The sequence below is a fragment of the Paenibacillus sp. FSL L8-0333 genome (assembly GCF_037965665.1).
Taxonomy (GTDB): Bacteria; Bacillota; Bacilli; order Paenibacillales; family Paenibacillaceae; genus Paenibacillus_AQ; species Paenibacillus_AQ odorifer.
The window spans coordinates 3,975,498-3,992,382 of the sequence record NZ_CP150186.1 but is presented as its reverse complement, the minus strand read 5'-3'; the positions used below and the strand labels follow the sequence as shown (position 1 = coordinate 3,992,382).

Below are 16,885 nucleotides of genomic sequence, written 5' to 3'. Positions count from 1 at the left end.
CTTAGATTTATCCTAGCGATTGTGGACCAAGGGGGGTATGGACTATCTTACGCTCACTATGTCCGATATTACGAGTCACGGGAAGGTCACCCGCCAAGGTGTGAAAAATCCACATGACCGGAGTTGTATTCTCTATACAAGAGAATTTACACTCCCGATATAATTTACCATATAAATCGCTTACAAGCATAACAATCTCATACAGAAAGGTGGGGAGAAGATTGGCTGATTCTGTAACCGCTCGAACGCCTAAGCGAAGCTTAAAAACTCTTGCTCCAAAGCAAAGTTTAGGGAAAACGATTTTACAGTACAAGTATTTTTACCTTATGGTTCTACCGGTGTTAATCTGGTACGCCCTCTTCAGCTATGCTCCCATGTACGGTGTAACGCTAGCGTTCAAAACATTTAATTACAGTGAGGGGATTCTGGGCAGTCCTTGGGTTGGATTGGAGAATTTTCAAACGCTGCTGACCGACCCCGATTTTCGCAAGGCGTTTTGGAATACGGTCATTATCAGCTTGATGAAGCTGGTCACTCATTTCCCGATGCCCATTATCCTGGCGATTGTTTTATATGAGTTTTCCAGGACAAAAATGAAGCGGTTTTTTCAGACGATCCTGACGTTCCCGCATTTTATATCGTGGGTTGTACTGTCGGGGATTATTATCAATATTTTAAGCAAAGACGGGATTTATAACCAGATCATCATGCTGTTTGGTGGAGATCCGAATTCTCCTCTTGTCGATGAAAGTGCATTCAGACCCGTTCTGTATATCACGCATGTGTGGCGAGAGATCGGTTGGGATTCAATCATTTACCTGGCGGCTCTGGCAGGGATCAATCCTGAGCTGTTTGAAGCGGCTGAAGTAGACGGAGCGAACCGGTTTCGCCGTTTGCTAAACATCGCATGGCCGGGTTTGAAAAGTACAGTCGCAGTCCTGCTAATCCTTCAAGTTGGACAACTACTAACCCAAGGTTCGAGCTTCGAGCAAATTTTCAACCTGTATAGTTCGCCGGTATATTCGGTTGCCGACACGATCGATACTTACATTTATCGGACTTCATTCACGATTGGAGGAGACTTTGGATATATGACCGCCGTGGGTGTCGTAAAGTCCATTATCAGCCTAATCCTTTTATGGGCGGCCAATACGTTCGCTAAGAAGATGGGCGAGGAAGGACTGTATTAATCTGCAGGAAAAGGGGAGAAGCAAGTGACCGACATAACGGTTAAAAAGAGAAAAAAGTGGAGTGTTTTCGATATCGTCGCATTCGTGGTGCTGGGGCTCCTAGCAATAGTAACATTTTTTCCCTTCTATAATGTTCTTATTATCTCTGTGGCAAAGTTCGAAGCGATTAGTAAAAGCGACTTTTATATTTTTCCGCTTTCGTTTGACCTGTCCGCTTACAAGCTTTTGCTTCAGGATATGAAGTTTTGGACTTCCATCTTTAATTCTGTCATCGTAACAGTGGTTGGCGTGTTGTTCAGCATGACAATCTCTGTGGCGGGAGCTTACGCATTATCCAAGCGGGGTATGCCCGGCAGAAACATAATGCTTAGCTTGATCTTGTTCACTATGTTTTTCAATGGCGGTTTAATTCCTTTTTACTTAGTCGTTAAAGATCTAGGATTCGTAAACAATATACTCGTCATGATCATCCCTGCGGGTCTCAATACGTTTTATCTAATCATTATGAAAAACTATTTCAATACCATTCCAGAAAGCTTGGAAGAATCGGCTAAGCTGGATGGGGCGAATGATCTGTACATTCTTTTCAAAATCATTATTCCAATTTCTGCTCCATTCATGGCGACTTTTGCTTTGTTCTATGCTGTGGAAAGATGGAATGAATGGTGGTATGCATTAATTTTTATCAGTGACGCGGCAAAAGCACCCCTTCAGATTTATCTACGGGAGACACTTATTACTTCGAATTCCTTGCTAAGCCAAATGGCACAAACGATGGCCGAGCAGGAGCAGACGGGGAAGGTCTACACACCTGCACTTCAAATGGCAGCGATTGTAGTTTCGAGTATTCCGATTATTGTTGTTTATCCGTTCCTGCAGAAGCATTTTAATAAAGGCATTATGGTGGGTTCAATAAAAGGATAAGAAAGATTTTAAATAGATTGATTCTATCCTAAAATAGTATAAAGGGAGGTTTCAAGCATGCATAGAAAGAAAATAATGACATTGGCATTATGTATAACTTTGTTGGCTTCAGTACTCACGGCTTGCGGTGGAGGCAATAACGGCAAAGGGCAGGCTGGTTCAAACGGTGAAACATCTCCGAATTCTTCTAACTCCACTGATAATCCTTACAAGGATCCAATGACTATTTCTCTTGGGTTTTGGGATGCGGATGCCGAGATTGCTAACCTCGAAAAGGACCCGATCGCTAAACAAGTGTTGGAGAAATTCAACATCACACTAAAACCTGTCAATTTGTCTTGGGATGACTATACCCAGAAGATTCAAATGTGGGCCGCTTCCGGCCAATTGCCAGACATTTTCGCGATCGACGCCGTAGGTACACAATATCAGCGCAAATGGGTGAATCAAGGCGTTGTCAAAGCGCTCCCGGATCTTTCAAAGTATCCAAATCTTGCAAAATACTTCGAATCGCCAGATATTAAAGGATTAGGAGTGGATGGAAAGTATTATACTGTGCCTCGCCGGATGTTCCCGAGTGTCGATTGGAGCGCACTGGATCGTATGGTCTTCTATCGTTGGGATCTTGCTCAAAAGGCTGGGATCACCAAAGAACCAGAGACATGGCAAGAGTTTGAAGCCATGCTTGATGCAATCGTAAAGTCGGATCCGGAAGGCAAGCATGTTACTGGTCTTACGACGACAACTACCAAGATGCTGGGCGGATTCTTCTGGTTGTATGGCAACCCGGTTGCTACTAGTGATGGAAGCGGCAGTGATTTTAAATGGATCAAAGAGGATGGAAAGTTTATCCCTGCTGTATTCTCTAAAAATGCGCTGCCAGCGCTGCAAAACATGAAGAATATGTACGAAAAAGGATTGATCGATCCAGACATCGCGCTTGTTAAACCAGCAGAGTCCTATGACAATTTCGTAGCAGGCAAAGCAGCTGCTCTCCTGAGCGGTGGAGGTTTCATAAATTTAAATAGCGATATGTATGAAAAACGCTGGAAAACAGCTTATCCGGATAAGGATATGACGGAGAGCGTGAAGGCGCTCAAGCCGCTTATCGGTCCTGATGGTGAACGTTCACACGCTATCTTTAAAACATACTGGTCAGAAAGCTATTTCAGCAATAAGATTGACGATAAAAAGATGGATCGCATCATGGCACTCTATGATTATGTGTTGTCTCCTGAAGGCAAGGATCTGTTGACTTATGGCATCGAAGGTGTAGATTACAAGCTCGAAAATGGGCAGAAGGTTGTCATTGAAAAGGGTTCGTTAAATGAGAAGTATCCAGCTAGCAGATTTCTGAAGAATTTGGTGGCATATGAAACTTCAGATAGCTATAACATGGATAACCCGACGATTGCTAACGAAGGAATCCGCAAAGAAGCTGTCGATTACATCGACTGGATTCAGAATAATACGAAGGTTCCAGAATATGATATTCGGTTAACTTATATGTCCACCCCAACAAAGGATAAATTTACTGTGCTTGACCATGATGATTTGCTTAAGATCATGCTTTCCAAAGAACCTGTTGAGAGTTACTGGAATAGCATTGTGAACGATTATAAGGCTAAAGGCCTTGATAAAATGATTGAGGAAGTAAATGAGAAGGCCAAGGAACAAGGTATTGAATAATGGATAAATAGAGAAGATCCGGGTGGAAGTAGCCCGGATCTTCCGTTTAATTATTTGAAGTATGGCTTAGACGGTGCGGCGCTACTGACCGCATACTTATAAGATTGGGAGGGTAAAGTTTATGAAACTTAGCATTCACTTGACCGGGTTAACCGAGAAACAGTTAGCAGCAGTTTCAGAAGTAGCGGGAATATTGAGTATACGAATGGAACGCTCAGGGATACCAGTGAATTGTATTAAGCAAGGGAAGGGCTTTCGAATATCTTACGATGAGGCTCAGGTCACCATTGCGTATGGACAGGAACATCAGTTGATCCGGGCACTCAGCCGATTTCTTGAGAACGTACGCCGTGGAGAACGAGTTGAAATTAATGAACGGCCGGTTTATGAACAGTTAGGCTTCATGGTAGACTGTTCGCGAAATGCGGTTCTTAACTATCAAGGATATAAGGAATTGATCCGGCGTTTAGCGCTTATGGGATATTCAACGGTTCAGTTGTATTCGGAAGACACCTACGAACTGGAGGGATACCCTTATTTCGGCTATTTGCGAGGCCGATATACTGGAGATCAAATTCGGGAGCTGGATCAGTATGCCGCGTTATTTGGCATAGAACTGGTTCCTTGTATTCAGACCCTGGCCCATCTCGGCCAAGCATTGAAATGGCAGGCACATGCACCGCTTGTGGATTTCCAGGATATTCTCCTTATTGATGATCCCAGAACTTATGAGTTAATTGATCGAATGTTTGCTTTTATGTCGGCTCATGTAAGCAGTCGCCGCATAAATATCGGGATGGACGAAGCTCATATGATGGGACTTGGTAAATACCTGGATAAGCATGGGTATCAGGATCGATCTTCATTAATGTTAAAACACTTTAGCACTGTTATGGAGATCGCCAGAAAATATGCTTTCCAGACGATGATGTGGAGCGACATGTTTTTCCGTCTGGCCAGTTCCGGAGAATATTACGATGCTGAAAGTCCAATTAGCCCTGATATTGTAAAGCTGATTCCTGAAGATGTTACCTTGATCTACTGGGATTATTATTCGGAAACGCAGGAGAAATACGACGGGATGTTAAGCAAACATAAGCAGCTGAATGATCATATTGGATTTGCAGGTGGTGCTTGGAAATGGATGGGCTTCGCGCCAAACAATGAATTCAGTCGCCATGTCAGTCTGCTGGCTCATGATAGCTGTGTTAAGCATGGAATTCAAGAAGTGTTGATTACCGCATGGGGAGATAATGGCGCTGAAGCTTCCGTTTTCTCGGTTCTTCCTACCCTTCAACTTTGGGCGGAGCTGAGCTACACGGGATGTTTCGTGGAGAACCATGTCAAAGAAAGATTCAGCAGCTGTGTGCAAGGCAATTATGATGACTTTATGGCACTTGATGCGGCCAACCTGGTTCCGGGTAATTCGGCTCCGGGGGGATGTTCTATCAATCCGGCTAAATACTTGCTTTATCAAGATATTTTGTGTGGTTTGTTTGATCGACATGTTATTCCTAACGCGTATTCGAAGCATTATCAGCAAAGTGCAGAAAAGCTCGAACAGGCGATCACTCGCAATTCGCCTTGGCAATCCTTATTCTCTGTACAAGCCAGCTTGTGTCGCTTGCTCGAAATAAAGAGCGAAATCGGGATTTCTATACGCGACGCTTATCATCGGGGGAATTTAGAGGAATTGGCTCACTTTGCCAAGGTGACTTTGCCACAATTATCTGATTTGGCCAGACAATTCATGGACGACTATCGAGTGCAATGGGAGCTGGAAAATAAGGTATTTGGTCTTGATGTTTTTGATCTTCGTATGGGAGGAATGCTTGAGAGAATCAGAACGGCGATTCATCGAATCAATCGTTATGTCGAAGGGAACGTGGAGCAGATTGCTGAATTAGAAGAGGAGCTTCTGACGTTCGACGGTCTTGTTGACGAGGGCGACCCCAGGACGATAAGTGCGAATTTATGGCACACGATTGCAACACCATCCGTGATCGCTGGGGTTTAAGGAGGGGGTGAGGTTATGATTGATACTAATCTGGACCATCAAAAGGGCACAAAGCAGCCCAACCTTTTGCTTATCACCGTAGATCAGATGCGTTTTGATTGCCTGAGCATTATGGGACATCCCGTCGTTGAGACACCCAACCTGGACGCTCTGGCATCAAGGGGGATCTTATTTGAGCACGCTTACTCGGCTACCCCCAGTTGTATTCCCGCCAGGGCTGCTATCATGACAGGAATGGGGCAAAGATCACATGGGCGGGTTGGTTATCGGGATAAGGTTGAATGGAATTACGCCCATACGATTGCCGGAGAGCTTGCTCAAGCTGGTTATCATACGCAGTGTGTTGGCAAGATGCATGTGTATCCTGCACGTAATCTATGTGGATTCCATAATGTGGTGCTTCATGATGGATATCTTCACTACAATCGGGATAAGAGCAAAACGTTACAGGATGAACACTATGATCAAGTGGATGATTATTTGCAGTGGCTGCGAAGACAAACTAATGCTAACTCGGATATCACTGATTTAGGCCTTGATTGCAACGCCTCAACGGTTGCCCGCCCCTGGCACTTGCCGGAAGCGATGCATCCCACGAATTGGTGCGTGACCGAGTCGCTAGACTTTTTGCGAAGAAGGGACCCTGGGAAACCATTTTTCTTATGGTCTTCCTTCGTTCGCCCGCATTCCCCATTGGATCCGCCACAATGTTATCTAGATATGTACAAGGACTTGGAATTTCCCGATCCTCCAATCGGAGACTGGGTGGACGAGAGTGCGGCCTTAAACGGAGCTAAGGATCCAACTTCTTCGTTCACTAATTTGCCAAAGCGCAGATTGGATCGTGCCCGTGCGGCGTATTACGCGCTAATTACGCATCTTGACGACCAAATTGGGAGGTTGATCAATGGGCTGCAGGAGTATGGAGTTTTAAATGAAACTTTGATTCTATTTACTTCTGATCATGGTGAAATGATGGGGGATCACCATTACTTCCGCAAATCTCTTCCTTATGAAGGAAGTGCTAAGATTCCTTTCATAGTGTTTGATCCGGGAGAAACGCTTGGACTTCTTGCAGGCTCCCGGCCTGATTCCATTGTAGAGCTTCGCGATATTATGCCCACATTTCTTGAAGCTGCTGGCGTCCAAATACCAGTTCCAGTAGAAGGGCAAAGTGTGTTGCCGCTGTGCAGGGGAGATCAGACATTATGGCGATCTTATATTCATGGGGAACAAGCCTATGGAGAAAAGTCCCACCACTTCTTAACGGATGGAAGAGAGAAATTTATTTGGTATTCTCAGACAGGGGAAGAGCAGTATTTTGATCTAGCGGCAGACCCCTCAGAGAAGATTAATGCGATAGGCTGTACTGATAAATTTGAGCGTATAAAAGAGTGGAGAGAGCGTCTTATTCACGAGCTGGAGGGACGAGAGGAAGGGTTTGTAAACAACGGCGAATGGATTGCCGGACGCCCAATATCTCATATTCTAAAGGCATCCCAATTGGGGAAATAATCATAACATAGGGCAACCAGAACTCACAGGTTGCCCTACGTCTGTTACGGATATAAAGAAAGGTTAGTGAATTTACCAGCTACTCCGGCGTTCAGGCAAAGGGTCCTGATCTTGAATCATTCGATGGACGAGCAATTCAACCATCGAATGGCGAATATCACTATAATCGGGATCTTCAAAACGATTGGAGTTTTCATGAGGATCCTCTTTCAAATCATACAATTCGCCGTAGGTCTCACCTGCGAAAATCACCAGCTTATAACGTGTTGTACGCAAACACTTAGCGTTAATGCCGCGGTCATGAGCAATATAAGCGGTCAGGGCAGAATTGCGCACATGGGACTCTCTTCCAGCCAGCACCTCCATCTGTGACACACCTTGAATTCCGTAGGGAGTTTTGAGACCTGCGGCTGCAAGCAGTGTGGGGACAATATCAACATGTTCCATCAAAGCAGGGACCCGTTGCCCGGAAGCAATCCCAGGACCGCGTACGATCATCGGGATTCGTGTTAACCCTTCATAAAACCACGGCCCCTTGTAAATTAGTCCATGGTCACCGAGCAGTTCTCCATGATCGCTGGTAAAGAGGATGACTACATCATCGTACATTTCTTTTTGACGCCAAGCTTTTATAATACGTCCGATCTGCGCATCAATGAAGGTAATCATCGCATAATAATTTCGGGTGAGCCGTTTCATATGCGCTTCATCAAGAGAATGCTCCTCACCGCCACCAGGCCAATATCCTCCCTGACTCTGACGCAGCAGATGTGGAGGACGAAGATGCACGTCATCTGCTTCTCTGGCTGGAGATGGAATGTCAGTGTCAGCGTACATATCCGCGTAAGCTTTTGGAGGGTCAAAGGGGTGATGTGGATCGACGAAACTGGTCCATAAAAATAGCGGTTGCTCGGTTTTGTGGGCGAGGATAGCATCGATACTCCGTTCAGCAATCCAATAAGTCTGATGCAGCTCCGGAGGGAGTTCGCTCTCCCACACATCGTTTTGAGCATTAGAAGCTCTGTAATGGTCCTTGCTGAAACGCTCTGCCACTTCAGGGTTACGCTGTCTAAGCCACTCCATATATTCCCCGATACAATTGTCTTCCGTAATATGATGTTCATCAAATCCGTAGTACGTTCCATCGGAAGCTCTTCCGCGGTCACGATAAGCAGGCTCTTCATATTCTTGTGAAAAGTTCCCCTTCATCTGAGGGCGGAAATGCATCTTTCCTATACCGATGGTTTTATAATCCGCTTTCTTTAAATGATCGCATAAGGTAAGTTCGTCTTCTCTGAGTGTGGTACCGATGTTCCAGGCACCATGAACATGCGGATACCTGCCTGTAAAAATGGAAGAACGTGAAGGCGTGCAAACGGGACTAGCGCAGTAAGCGCCAGTGAAGAGTGTGCCTTCCGAAGCAAGCTGGTCAAGTTCAGGTGTCAGTACGGAAGCGTTTTCGATACCTAGTGCGTCCGCGCGCATTTGATCTGTGGTAATTAACCAAATATGAGTTCTTTTTGACATCCGTAATAACCCCCTATGAATATAGTGTATAGCATCACAAAAGCCCCTAGCAACCAATGAATTCTCCATATATTTCATTAGAATCGTCCATATGGGTTGATATTTTTATTACCTATAATTAAATAGTCTATCTCAATGTTGGAGGAGAAATTATATGCGGAAGTTATCCATATCAGGGGATCATTTTATATTGGACGAACAACCCATCCGATTGCTTTCTGGTGCGCTTCATTATTTCCGGATCGTTCCGGAATATTGGCAGGATCGTTTGCTGAAGCTGAAGGCTTGTGGATTGAATACTGTTGAAACCTATATTCCTTGGAATTTACACGAACCAGAGGAGGGGAACTTCAATTTTGCTGGATTTGCTGACATCGAGGCTTTCGTTAGACTTGCCGGAGAGCTTGGTTTGCACGTGATTTTGCGTCCAAGTCCTTATATTTGTGCGGAATGGGAATTCGGTGGATTGCCAGCTTGGTTACTTGCGGACAATAACACACAACTGCGTTGTAATGATAACGTCTATTTATCTAAGTTGGATGCCTATTTCGATGAGTTGCTTCCACGTCTGCGGCCCTTGTTAAGCACTAACGGTGGGCCTGTGCTTGCCCTTCAAGTAGAGAACGAATATGGAAGCTTTGGTAGTGATAAGACTTACCTGAATGATCTAAAAGCAGGAATGATCGCCCGCGGCATGGACGTTCTGCTGTTTACTTCAGATGGAGCTGAAGATCATATGCTCCAAGGCGGTATGATTGACGGAGTGTTCGCCACTGTGAATTTTGGTTCACGGGCAAAGGAAGCCTTTGCTAAACTACGTGAATATCAGCCTACGGGACCGTTGATGTGTATGGAATTCTGGAATGGATGGTTTGACCACTGGATGAAACCGCATAATACACGCCCCGAATCTGAAGTAGCGGAGACTTTGGATGAAATGCTGGCTTTAGGAGCCTCTGTTAACTTCTATATGTTCCATGGGGGGACGAATTTTGGATTTATGAATGGGGCAAATCTTTTTGACAAATATGAGCCCATCGTAACCAGCTACGATTATGATACGCTGCTGGACGAATCCGGTAAGCCAACTGCAAAATTCTATGCAGCACGAAAAATAATTGAGAAATACGTAACGTTACCGCCACTGGAATTACCGCCGTTATTAAAGTCACAAGCTTATGGTAAAGTGTTGATGACAGAAGCAGCACCACTGTTCACTCAGTTAGACGTTTTGTCTACCCCAGAACATAGAGCATGTCCCGAGCCAATGGAGAAACTGGGTCAGAATCATGGGTTCATCTTATATTCGACGAGGATCAGTGGACCCCGCAGCAGTATGGAGCTCGTCCTTCAAGAAGTACGTGATCGTGCGCTTGTATTCGCGAATGGGGCCTTTGTCGGTACAGTTGAACGCTGGGATCCGCGAGGAATTCCATTAGAGGTTCCAACGGAGGGACTGCAGATCGACATCCTTGTGGAGAATATGGGGCGTGTAAATTATGGCCCGCTGCTTTGTGATCCAAAAGGCATAACCTGTGGCGTTAGACTCGGCTATCAATTCCTGCATGATTGGACCATTCATTCTTTGCCTTTAACCAATCTTAAGGGATTATCATTCACACCGATAGATTGCGAGCAACGTCAGCAGCCTACTTTTTACCGGGGGAGCTTTCAAGTCAGTAAGTCTGAGGATACTTTTTTGCGGCTGGACGGATGGAGTAAAGGTCAGGTTTTCATAAACGGCTTTAATTTAGGGCGCTACTGGGAGCAGGGTCCAACTAAAACACTATACTTACCAGCTCCGCTTCTGCGTCAAGGTGATAACGAGCTTATCTTATTCGAACTACATGGCGTAATGGAGCCAGTGGTTACTTTTGTAGATACACCGGAGCTCACATGATATTTAACGGTTGAGTAAGTATCATGATTCTATAGTACGGGTCTGATGATTTTTAATATATAATCAAAACAGCCCAACAATTTATAGGAACTGAAAATGCACGATTAGGGTGGGTTAGAGGAGGATTTTAAATGAGCTATGATTTGATGGCATTTGAGACGTCTAAAGCACCGCAAGAGAGAGCAACGTTTATGGAGTGGTATGAGCAGCAAGTGCAGTGGTCGGAAGACCATGCCTATAACGATCCATCGGTTTTATCGGAGGCGCTGCAACGCTTTTATAGTGAGTTGTCTGAGCAATTTCCTAATATGAATGTAGAGGACGAGATTTTTGAGGCGATGGAGGAAGCCGGAACGGATAACCGGTTAACTGACTACTCGCTTGGCTCATCCGTCATCTATGCGGCTTTTGCGTATTCCGTAGCTGACGAAGCTTATACGGCGATGCGGGAGTTGGCTATAAAACATAAAGTTGGATTTTTTGATGTAAGCAGCAACGAAGGTGATATTATTTTTCCTTGAAGCAATATGATTTAGAGTGTAGACAGCTGGTTGCTCTCCTAGTTGTGAATGAAGGGGCAACCAGCATGTTTTTTATCTTCTTTACTCTACTACAGACGGAATAATACACTCCTTAATCAGAGGCCAGCGGTCACGAGGCTGAAGTGTGAATTCTGAGGCGATGGTTACGACAAGATCCTTTTCTGGAATGCAGCAAATGACATTACCACCATCACCTAACGCTGAGTAGGTGTAAACCCCGTCTTCTTCGCGTAGCCACCACAAGTAACCGTAATGATTAGGGTTCATCGCTGTTGATTCCTCAATCCATGTCTCCGAAATGATCTGATTTTGCTCCCATTGTCCACGGTTCAAATATAATAAACCAAAACGCGCCATATCGCGTGGAGACAACGTAAGTCCCCATCCTCCTGTGGTGATACGATTTGGGTCTTCCACCCACCCCTTCACATTTACCCCAAACAAATCATCGAACCCAAATGAGCTCATCTCATAATCCGGGATTTCATTCATTCCGATAGGTTTAAATAAACGTTCGTTGGCGAACTCACGGGCACTTTGTCCAGTGCTGCGCGTGATGATGGCAGAAAGCAGATGTGCTCCAGCGGTAGAATATTTGAAATCCCCAATTGTTCCTTGTTGGCCTAGCATATCCAGCGTATATTTTACCCAGTCAGGCTGCATACACATTTGCTCCAGCGGTTCGTGCCAATCTGCAAAAGCATAAGGTGCGGTCATCGTAAGGAGATGGTGCAAGGTGATTTCTTGTTTTTGCGGATCTTGAGCAGCGTTTGGAACATAGTCCGGGAAAAACTCCAGTACCTTTTGATCTGCATTGTTAATAAAGCCAGCATCTATGGCAATGCCTATGAGCGCGGATATGATACTTTTTGTTACAGAGGCCACATGATGTGTGTCATTCGGGCCAGCGCCATTATAATATTTTTCATAAGCGATAGTTCCACTTCTTATCACAACAATCCCGTTGATATTGCTATACTCGGATTTGATCCTTGATTCTAGTTCTGAAAGCAAATCAGCATCCATTCCCAAGTTTGCGGGGGCTGAGATTTGCCAATCTGAAGTTGGATAATTGTTTTTGAGCATGAAAGTAACTCCTTTATGAATTTTTTTTCTTTACTGGAAAATAGACCTCGGTAACCAGATCCTCAGGCACAGCGGCTTGTATCGGGTCCGTTACATATATTTCATAGGGCGAATTCACCATTTCATAACCTTCATTTTCTATCCATTCTCTCAGCTTTGCATAGACCGAGGTCAATTCTGAATAGGCGCCTTTAAGAACAGATCTCGCACAAAGAGCATCAGGCAAATCTCTTGTACCTTTTACAACCTCTTTTATGGGGAGAGCAAACTCTGTATCATTTCCGGCTGGATTATATTCATGGCTGTGATAAATTGTTATTGGCGTACCGAGCAAAGTGAGTTTTTCAGTGGCGATTTTTTCATATAGCCCGCTAAAATAATGTCCATAACCTAGCGCATAGTCATCACTGCTCAACATCTGACGCGTAAAAAGAATATTCATAGGCTGAGTTTCAACAAGCTCTACTTTTATCTCATTCAGGTAGGACATCATGGGGATACCTTTCTCCAAATTTAATACATCACTATTGATTTGTTTTAAGGTGTATTCATAAGTACTTATTTTCTCCTGTATTTCTTTTTTCTTGAGATTAAGGGCTGAGTAGAGCTTCTCTTCTGAATGATCCTGTTCCCATTGCAAAATGTCTCTGATTTCTTCCAGCGAGAAATAATAAGCTTTTAGACGATTGATAAAAAGCATTTTTTTAAGTTGTTTGATGGAGTAATACCTATAACCGTTCTCAGGGTTAATCTCATCGGGATGAATTAATCCGATCTCATCATAATATCGAAGCGTCTTCGTAGAAACTTCGCATATCTTCGAGAATTCTCCAATCGACAGCAAAAAGTCATCTCCTTTTTTCGTTTGAATTAAGCTTCCAAGCTAAAACATCGATGTTTGGTTCTAGATCTACTTAACACCTTACCCTAAGGTCAAAGTCAACAGCAAAATAGTGAACCGATTCCAAGGTTACGACAATATATAGGTAAATGGCCATTCAGAAAGGAGTAGCCAACGGGGCTACCCTTATTTATTAGAGTGTATCATTTTAGCTAAAGCCTTCAAATATTTCCCATAAAACTTCTAGAACATGTTAAGATTTTCACAAGAAAAGATTATAGGAATGGAGAGGAGAACATTTTGTCTAGAAAAAAATACGTATCTTTATTCGTTTTGTTTATCGTCCTGTTATCGGGTTGCGAAAAAAACAATGCCGATATATCCAATAATACAGATGTAGATGTAACTGATGATCAAGAATATAACTTGCTGATTACGAATAACAGTCCGTTATTTTTAAAAAGTGTAGTTGTTACCGTTGATGAAGGAAATGACGTTCAAATTAACTCTTTGATCGACAGTAATATTAAGCATGGTGGGGTAGCAAAGTTCCCCATAGATAATGGAAAGCATTTATTTAAGGTTACACTCAATCCGAAAGATAATTACTCGGTCAGTAAAGAATTTAAGGAAGAATTTAAAGCAGGAGAGATTGTTGAATATCAGATCCTAATAGAACAAAACGAAGTATCTATTCAAAAGATTAAGGATATTAAATAGCAGACTCAATTATAGCAATGAAAAAGCAGGTGGACTAGCCACCTGCTTTACCGATCACCACACTTTAATATAATTTTTGCCCTTATTCAAAAGTGTAAGAGGTCCTAAAGTGCTTTTATTCTCTTTCTTGTTATCCAGAAAATCTGTATCCAGAATTATATTGCTGCCATCCGGATTCTCAAACTCGGCATCCACGATGCGCACCCGCGGCAAAGTCTCAGTTGAATGTACCTCACCTAAGAAGTTAACGAAGCTTTCAGGCAGATCAATAGAAAGGAATCCTTCATCTCCTTGATCTACAATAAAGAAGTCTGGACCAAAGCTTTCCTCAACCAGCTTTACATTCTCTCTTTCGAAAGGCTCAGCACCGTTTAAATAAGCGTTGTTATTAATGAACATAGGCTGTTCAACGAGTTCAAACTCCTCAAGATCACCGTGTAACTTATGGACATTCTCGATATACTCCGCCAAAGAGGTGGTGTAGTTATTGAAATGTGATGTTCCCACGCCTGTCCATCCGTCTTTTCCAACAATGATATTGTTGTAGAACCGATCGTCCCCACCATAAATAAGTGAGAAACCGGCAATTTTTGTACTATGCGGAAGATGATATTGCGTGGACCGGTTTAGTACCTTACGATGAACCATCCTGCCGCCGATCAGATTGTTGATATAGGCTCCACCTTGGGCTACATTCTCCAAAGCATGTTTAGCTGTCAAGATATTATGGTCAACAATGTAGGGGCCATGGCTTACTTCTATAAACAAATCCCGGTGATTTTGATAGAACAGATTTTTACTGATTCTTGTCCCTTGGGTCTGCCAATCCAGCCATAAACCTAAAGTACAATCGTGAATCCGGTTATGGTGGATGTGAGTATCGATCGGTGCGTGAAGCTTGATCCCGGCAATTTCGTGGCCCCAGAATTCCCGTTTTATCGCAATGTTGTAAATATGGTTATGATGAATTTCGCTGAAAATACAACCTAAGTGGCCGACGATGGCATTTTGGCCGCAATCATAAATGGTATTATGGCGGATAAGATGTGAACCGATCGATTCTTTGCTCCAGCCCTGACGCTCAGCAGTAAAGACGGATTCAAGCTGATATTGATATCCGGGTTTGTCTTTTCGAATGGTACGGTAATTATGGCCTGTGGAAGCTTCTTTGCCGATACTGATAGCGCTGCATTTGGCATCGTGAATGATATTATTTTCAATAATCCAGCCTTTGCTCCAGTTAGTGCCCAGCAGTCCGGGCTGGTCTGCCGTTGGAGGTGCCCAAGGTGTTGCCGCATGCGCCATTTCAAAACCTTTTACAGTAATATAATCAATCCCGGTTTCTTCAGGGTAGAAACAAGATCTGCGTACATTGATTTCTACCAGTTCTTTGTTCGGGTTGGCACCTTGGAAATTAGCGTAAATCGTGGTGTGGTCAGGGCTTACTTTGGCAAACCAAACATAGGTCGTCTGTTTTGGATTTTGGACCGGAACCATCTCATGTGTCCAGAGATCCTTGAACTCCAGCTTTTCGACGGGAGCTGCCAGTTGATCATACTGACTGACCTCATAAAAAGACATGCCATTTAGATATACATCGCCTAAGTGTCTTGTCTCCTCTATAGTGACGAGCCAATCGCCAGACACTTCCTCAACATACGGATTAAAGCTGCCAAAAAACGTGTTCGGCAAGATCACTTTCCAAATATGATTCTCAACCTGCTGCCAATCTTGTATATGTTCAGAGCCTTTTATGACAACCTGCTCGTCTTCAGCGGCTTGATAAATAATTCTTCTTTGTTCGCTTAATCCTTTGTATCTCGGTTTTACCCATTCGCGATATATCCCTTCATGAACGATAATCTTGTCCCCAGCCACAGCTGCTGAAGCCGCTTTATTGATGGTTAAAAAAGGATCATGTTGAGTACCTTGACCTTGATCTGAACCAGTTTTTGATACGTGATATTCCATTGTCCTATAACCTCCGCTTGGTTGACTTTATCCAATATTATAGGAAATAACGTTGTTAGTTCTATACTTTATATAGTACACTTTAAGACAAAATTAGTGTTTTCGTGAAGGAGAATCTACTTGTGGCCCTTTTTTGAAAAACATGGTGTCGGCGAAAAAGATTACTTTAAACTCATTCCCTTGAAAAACTATCATTTTCCACTTCATTTTCATCGGGCATTTGAGATTATTTATGTCAACGACGGGCAGTTATCTATCACCATTGATGGGAAAAGCTATCAGGTGCAGAAAAATGATCTGGTTTTTATTTTTCCTAATCAGATGCATGAATTTGAGACGATTGATTTTTCGGAGATTATGGTGATCCTTTTTTCCACAGAATTGATAGGTGATTTTCACATGAATTATAAAAGCTTTATTCCAACTGACAATGTCCTCCATGCTGTGAATGAACCTGATTGTTCAAAGCTGGATTCGATTTATAGCCAGAAAAGTTTCCTGTATGGTGTATGCGCGGGGTTGATCTGTCAGACATCATTTGCTCCGGTCAAACAGTCCCCGCAAACAAAGGTGCTCTATAAAATCCTGCTTTTTGTAGAACAAAATTATTCTGCCGATTGCACATTAAAAGCTGTAGCAAAACATCTGCAATATGATTACCCGTATTTATCAAAGCTATTTGTCCAGCTGATGAAAATACCCTTCACAGATTACTTGAATCACTATCGGATCTCACACGCATGTTATATATTAAAAAACTCGAATGTGACTATTGGTGAAGTCGCCAACCTTTGCGGCTATAGCAACTTACGGTCATTTCATCGGAATTTTCAGAAAATCACCCATCAATCGCCGAAAGGGTATCGGGTTTCCAATCCGCCTGATAAGAAAATGAACTAGAAGACTTTAAGAGGGTAGGGAGGAGGATAAAAAGAACTCCAAAACCACGAGTATAGTGGTCTT

Annotated in this window: 13 protein-coding genes; 9 read left to right on the top strand and 4 right to left on the bottom strand. The window is 43.4% G+C overall.

Features of this window, described 5'->3' with window-relative positions:
* Nucleotides 1-221: 221 nt before the first annotated feature.
* The 5 genes from NYE72_RS17785 (at nt 222) to NYE72_RS17765 (ending at nt 7,335) form a co-directional block, all read left to right on the top strand.
* Nucleotides 222-1,190, top strand: a complete 969-nt coding sequence (locus NYE72_RS17785; protein ID WP_036688194.1) for an ABC transporter permease subunit — start codon at nt 222-224, stop codon at nt 1,188-1,190.
* Nucleotides 1,191-1,214: 24 nt separating this feature from the next.
* Nucleotides 1,215-2,114, top strand: a complete 900-nt coding sequence (locus NYE72_RS17780) for a carbohydrate ABC transporter permease (protein ID WP_051491567.1) — start codon at nt 1,215-1,217, stop codon at nt 2,112-2,114.
* 57 nt (nt 2,115-2,171) lie between these two features.
* Nucleotides 2,172-3,803, top strand: coding sequence for an extracellular solute-binding protein (locus tag NYE72_RS17775; RefSeq protein WP_076146430.1), 1,632 nt, complete (start codon nt 2,172-2,174; stop codon nt 3,801-3,803).
* A 121-nt stretch (nt 3,804-3,924) separates the two neighbouring features.
* Complete coding sequence (locus NYE72_RS17770) at nt 3,925-5,820, top strand: family 20 glycosylhydrolase (protein ID WP_076274779.1); 1,896 nt, start codon at nt 3,925-3,927, stop codon at nt 5,818-5,820.
* A gap of 15 nt (nt 5,821-5,835) precedes the next feature.
* Nucleotides 5,836-7,335: an arylsulfatase gene (locus NYE72_RS17765; protein WP_076146426.1), complete on the top strand. Its 1,500-nt coding sequence runs from the start codon at nt 5,836-5,838 to the stop codon at nt 7,333-7,335.
* Between the two features lie 72 nt (nt 7,336-7,407).
* Here NYE72_RS17765 and NYE72_RS17760 read toward each other — a convergent pair whose 3' ends face one another.
* The gene (locus tag NYE72_RS17760) at nt 7,408-8,862 is read right to left on the bottom strand and encodes a sulfatase-like hydrolase/transferase (RefSeq protein ID WP_038571715.1); all 1,455 of its coding nucleotides are present in this window, start codon (nt 8,860-8,862) and stop codon (nt 7,408-7,410) included.
* A gap of 154 nt (nt 8,863-9,016) precedes the next feature.
* Here NYE72_RS17760 and NYE72_RS17755 point away from each other — a divergent pair, with 154 nt between their 5' ends.
* Complete coding sequence (locus NYE72_RS17755) at nt 9,017-10,762, top strand: beta-galactosidase (RefSeq protein ID WP_076274780.1); 1,746 nt, start codon at nt 9,017-9,019, stop codon at nt 10,760-10,762.
* A 131-nt stretch (nt 10,763-10,893) separates the two neighbouring features.
* Entirely contained in the window at nt 10,894-11,283 is a 390-nt protein-coding gene (locus NYE72_RS17750; RefSeq protein WP_076225205.1) for a hypothetical protein, read from the top strand.
* An 81-nt stretch (nt 11,284-11,364) separates the two neighbouring features.
* On the opposite strand, the gene NYE72_RS17745 is transcribed toward NYE72_RS17750, so the two are convergent.
* Together NYE72_RS17745 and NYE72_RS17740 are read right to left on the bottom strand one after the other, a co-directional pair.
* Nucleotides 11,365-12,390, bottom strand: coding sequence for a serine hydrolase (locus NYE72_RS17745; RefSeq protein WP_038571710.1), 1,026 nt, complete (start codon nt 12,388-12,390; stop codon nt 11,365-11,367).
* A gap of 13 nt (nt 12,391-12,403) precedes the next feature.
* The gene (locus tag NYE72_RS17740; protein ID WP_076098972.1) at nt 12,404-13,234 is read right to left on the bottom strand and encodes a MerR family transcriptional regulator; all 831 of its coding nucleotides are present in this window, start codon (nt 13,232-13,234) and stop codon (nt 12,404-12,406) included.
* 297 nt (nt 13,235-13,531) lie between these two features.
* Here NYE72_RS17740 and NYE72_RS17735 point away from each other — a divergent pair, with 297 nt between their 5' ends.
* Nucleotides 13,532-13,951, top strand: coding sequence for a hypothetical protein (locus NYE72_RS17735; RefSeq protein WP_036688177.1), 420 nt, complete (start codon nt 13,532-13,534; stop codon nt 13,949-13,951).
* Nucleotides 13,952-14,005: 54 nt separating this feature from the next.
* Here NYE72_RS17735 and NYE72_RS17730 read toward each other — a convergent pair whose 3' ends face one another.
* On the bottom strand, nt 14,006-15,922 hold the full coding sequence (locus NYE72_RS17730) for a right-handed parallel beta-helix repeat-containing protein (RefSeq protein ID WP_076274781.1): 1,917 nt from the start codon (nt 15,920-15,922) through the stop codon (nt 14,006-14,008).
* Nucleotides 15,923-16,042: 120 nt separating this feature from the next.
* Between NYE72_RS17730 and NYE72_RS17725 the strand changes: the two genes are divergently transcribed.
* Nucleotides 16,043-16,822, top strand: coding sequence for a helix-turn-helix domain-containing protein (locus tag NYE72_RS17725; protein ID WP_038571704.1), 780 nt, complete (start codon nt 16,043-16,045; stop codon nt 16,820-16,822).
* Nucleotides 16,823-16,885: the final 63 nt, after the last annotated feature.

What these genes read in the sequence shown, in the direction of transcription:
- NYE72_RS17775 (WP_076146430.1), top strand. Translation starts at nt 2,172, where the DNA reads ATGCATAGAAAGAAAATAATGACATTGGCATTATGTATAACTTTGTTG.
- NYE72_RS17770 (WP_076274779.1), top strand. Translation starts at nt 3,925, where the DNA reads ATGAAACTTAGCATTCACTTGACCGGGTTAACCGAGAAACAGTTAGCA.
- NYE72_RS17765 (WP_076146426.1), top strand. Translation starts at nt 5,836, where the DNA reads ATGATTGATACTAATCTGGACCATCAAAAGGGCACAAAGCAGCCCAAC.
- NYE72_RS17760 (WP_038571715.1), bottom strand. Translation starts at nt 8,862, where the DNA reads ATGTCAAAAAGAACTCATATTTGGTTAATTACCACAGATCAAATGCGC.
- NYE72_RS17755 (WP_076274780.1), top strand. Translation starts at nt 9,017, where the DNA reads ATGCGGAAGTTATCCATATCAGGGGATCATTTTATATTGGACGAACAA.
- NYE72_RS17750 (WP_076225205.1), top strand. Translation starts at nt 10,894, where the DNA reads ATGAGCTATGATTTGATGGCATTTGAGACGTCTAAAGCACCGCAAGAG.
- NYE72_RS17745 (WP_038571710.1), bottom strand. Translation starts at nt 12,390, where the DNA reads ATGCTCAAAAACAATTATCCAACTTCAGATTGGCAAATCTCAGCCCCC.
- NYE72_RS17730 (WP_076274781.1), bottom strand. Translation starts at nt 15,922, where the DNA reads ATGGAATATCACGTATCAAAAACTGGTTCAGATCAAGGTCAAGGTACT.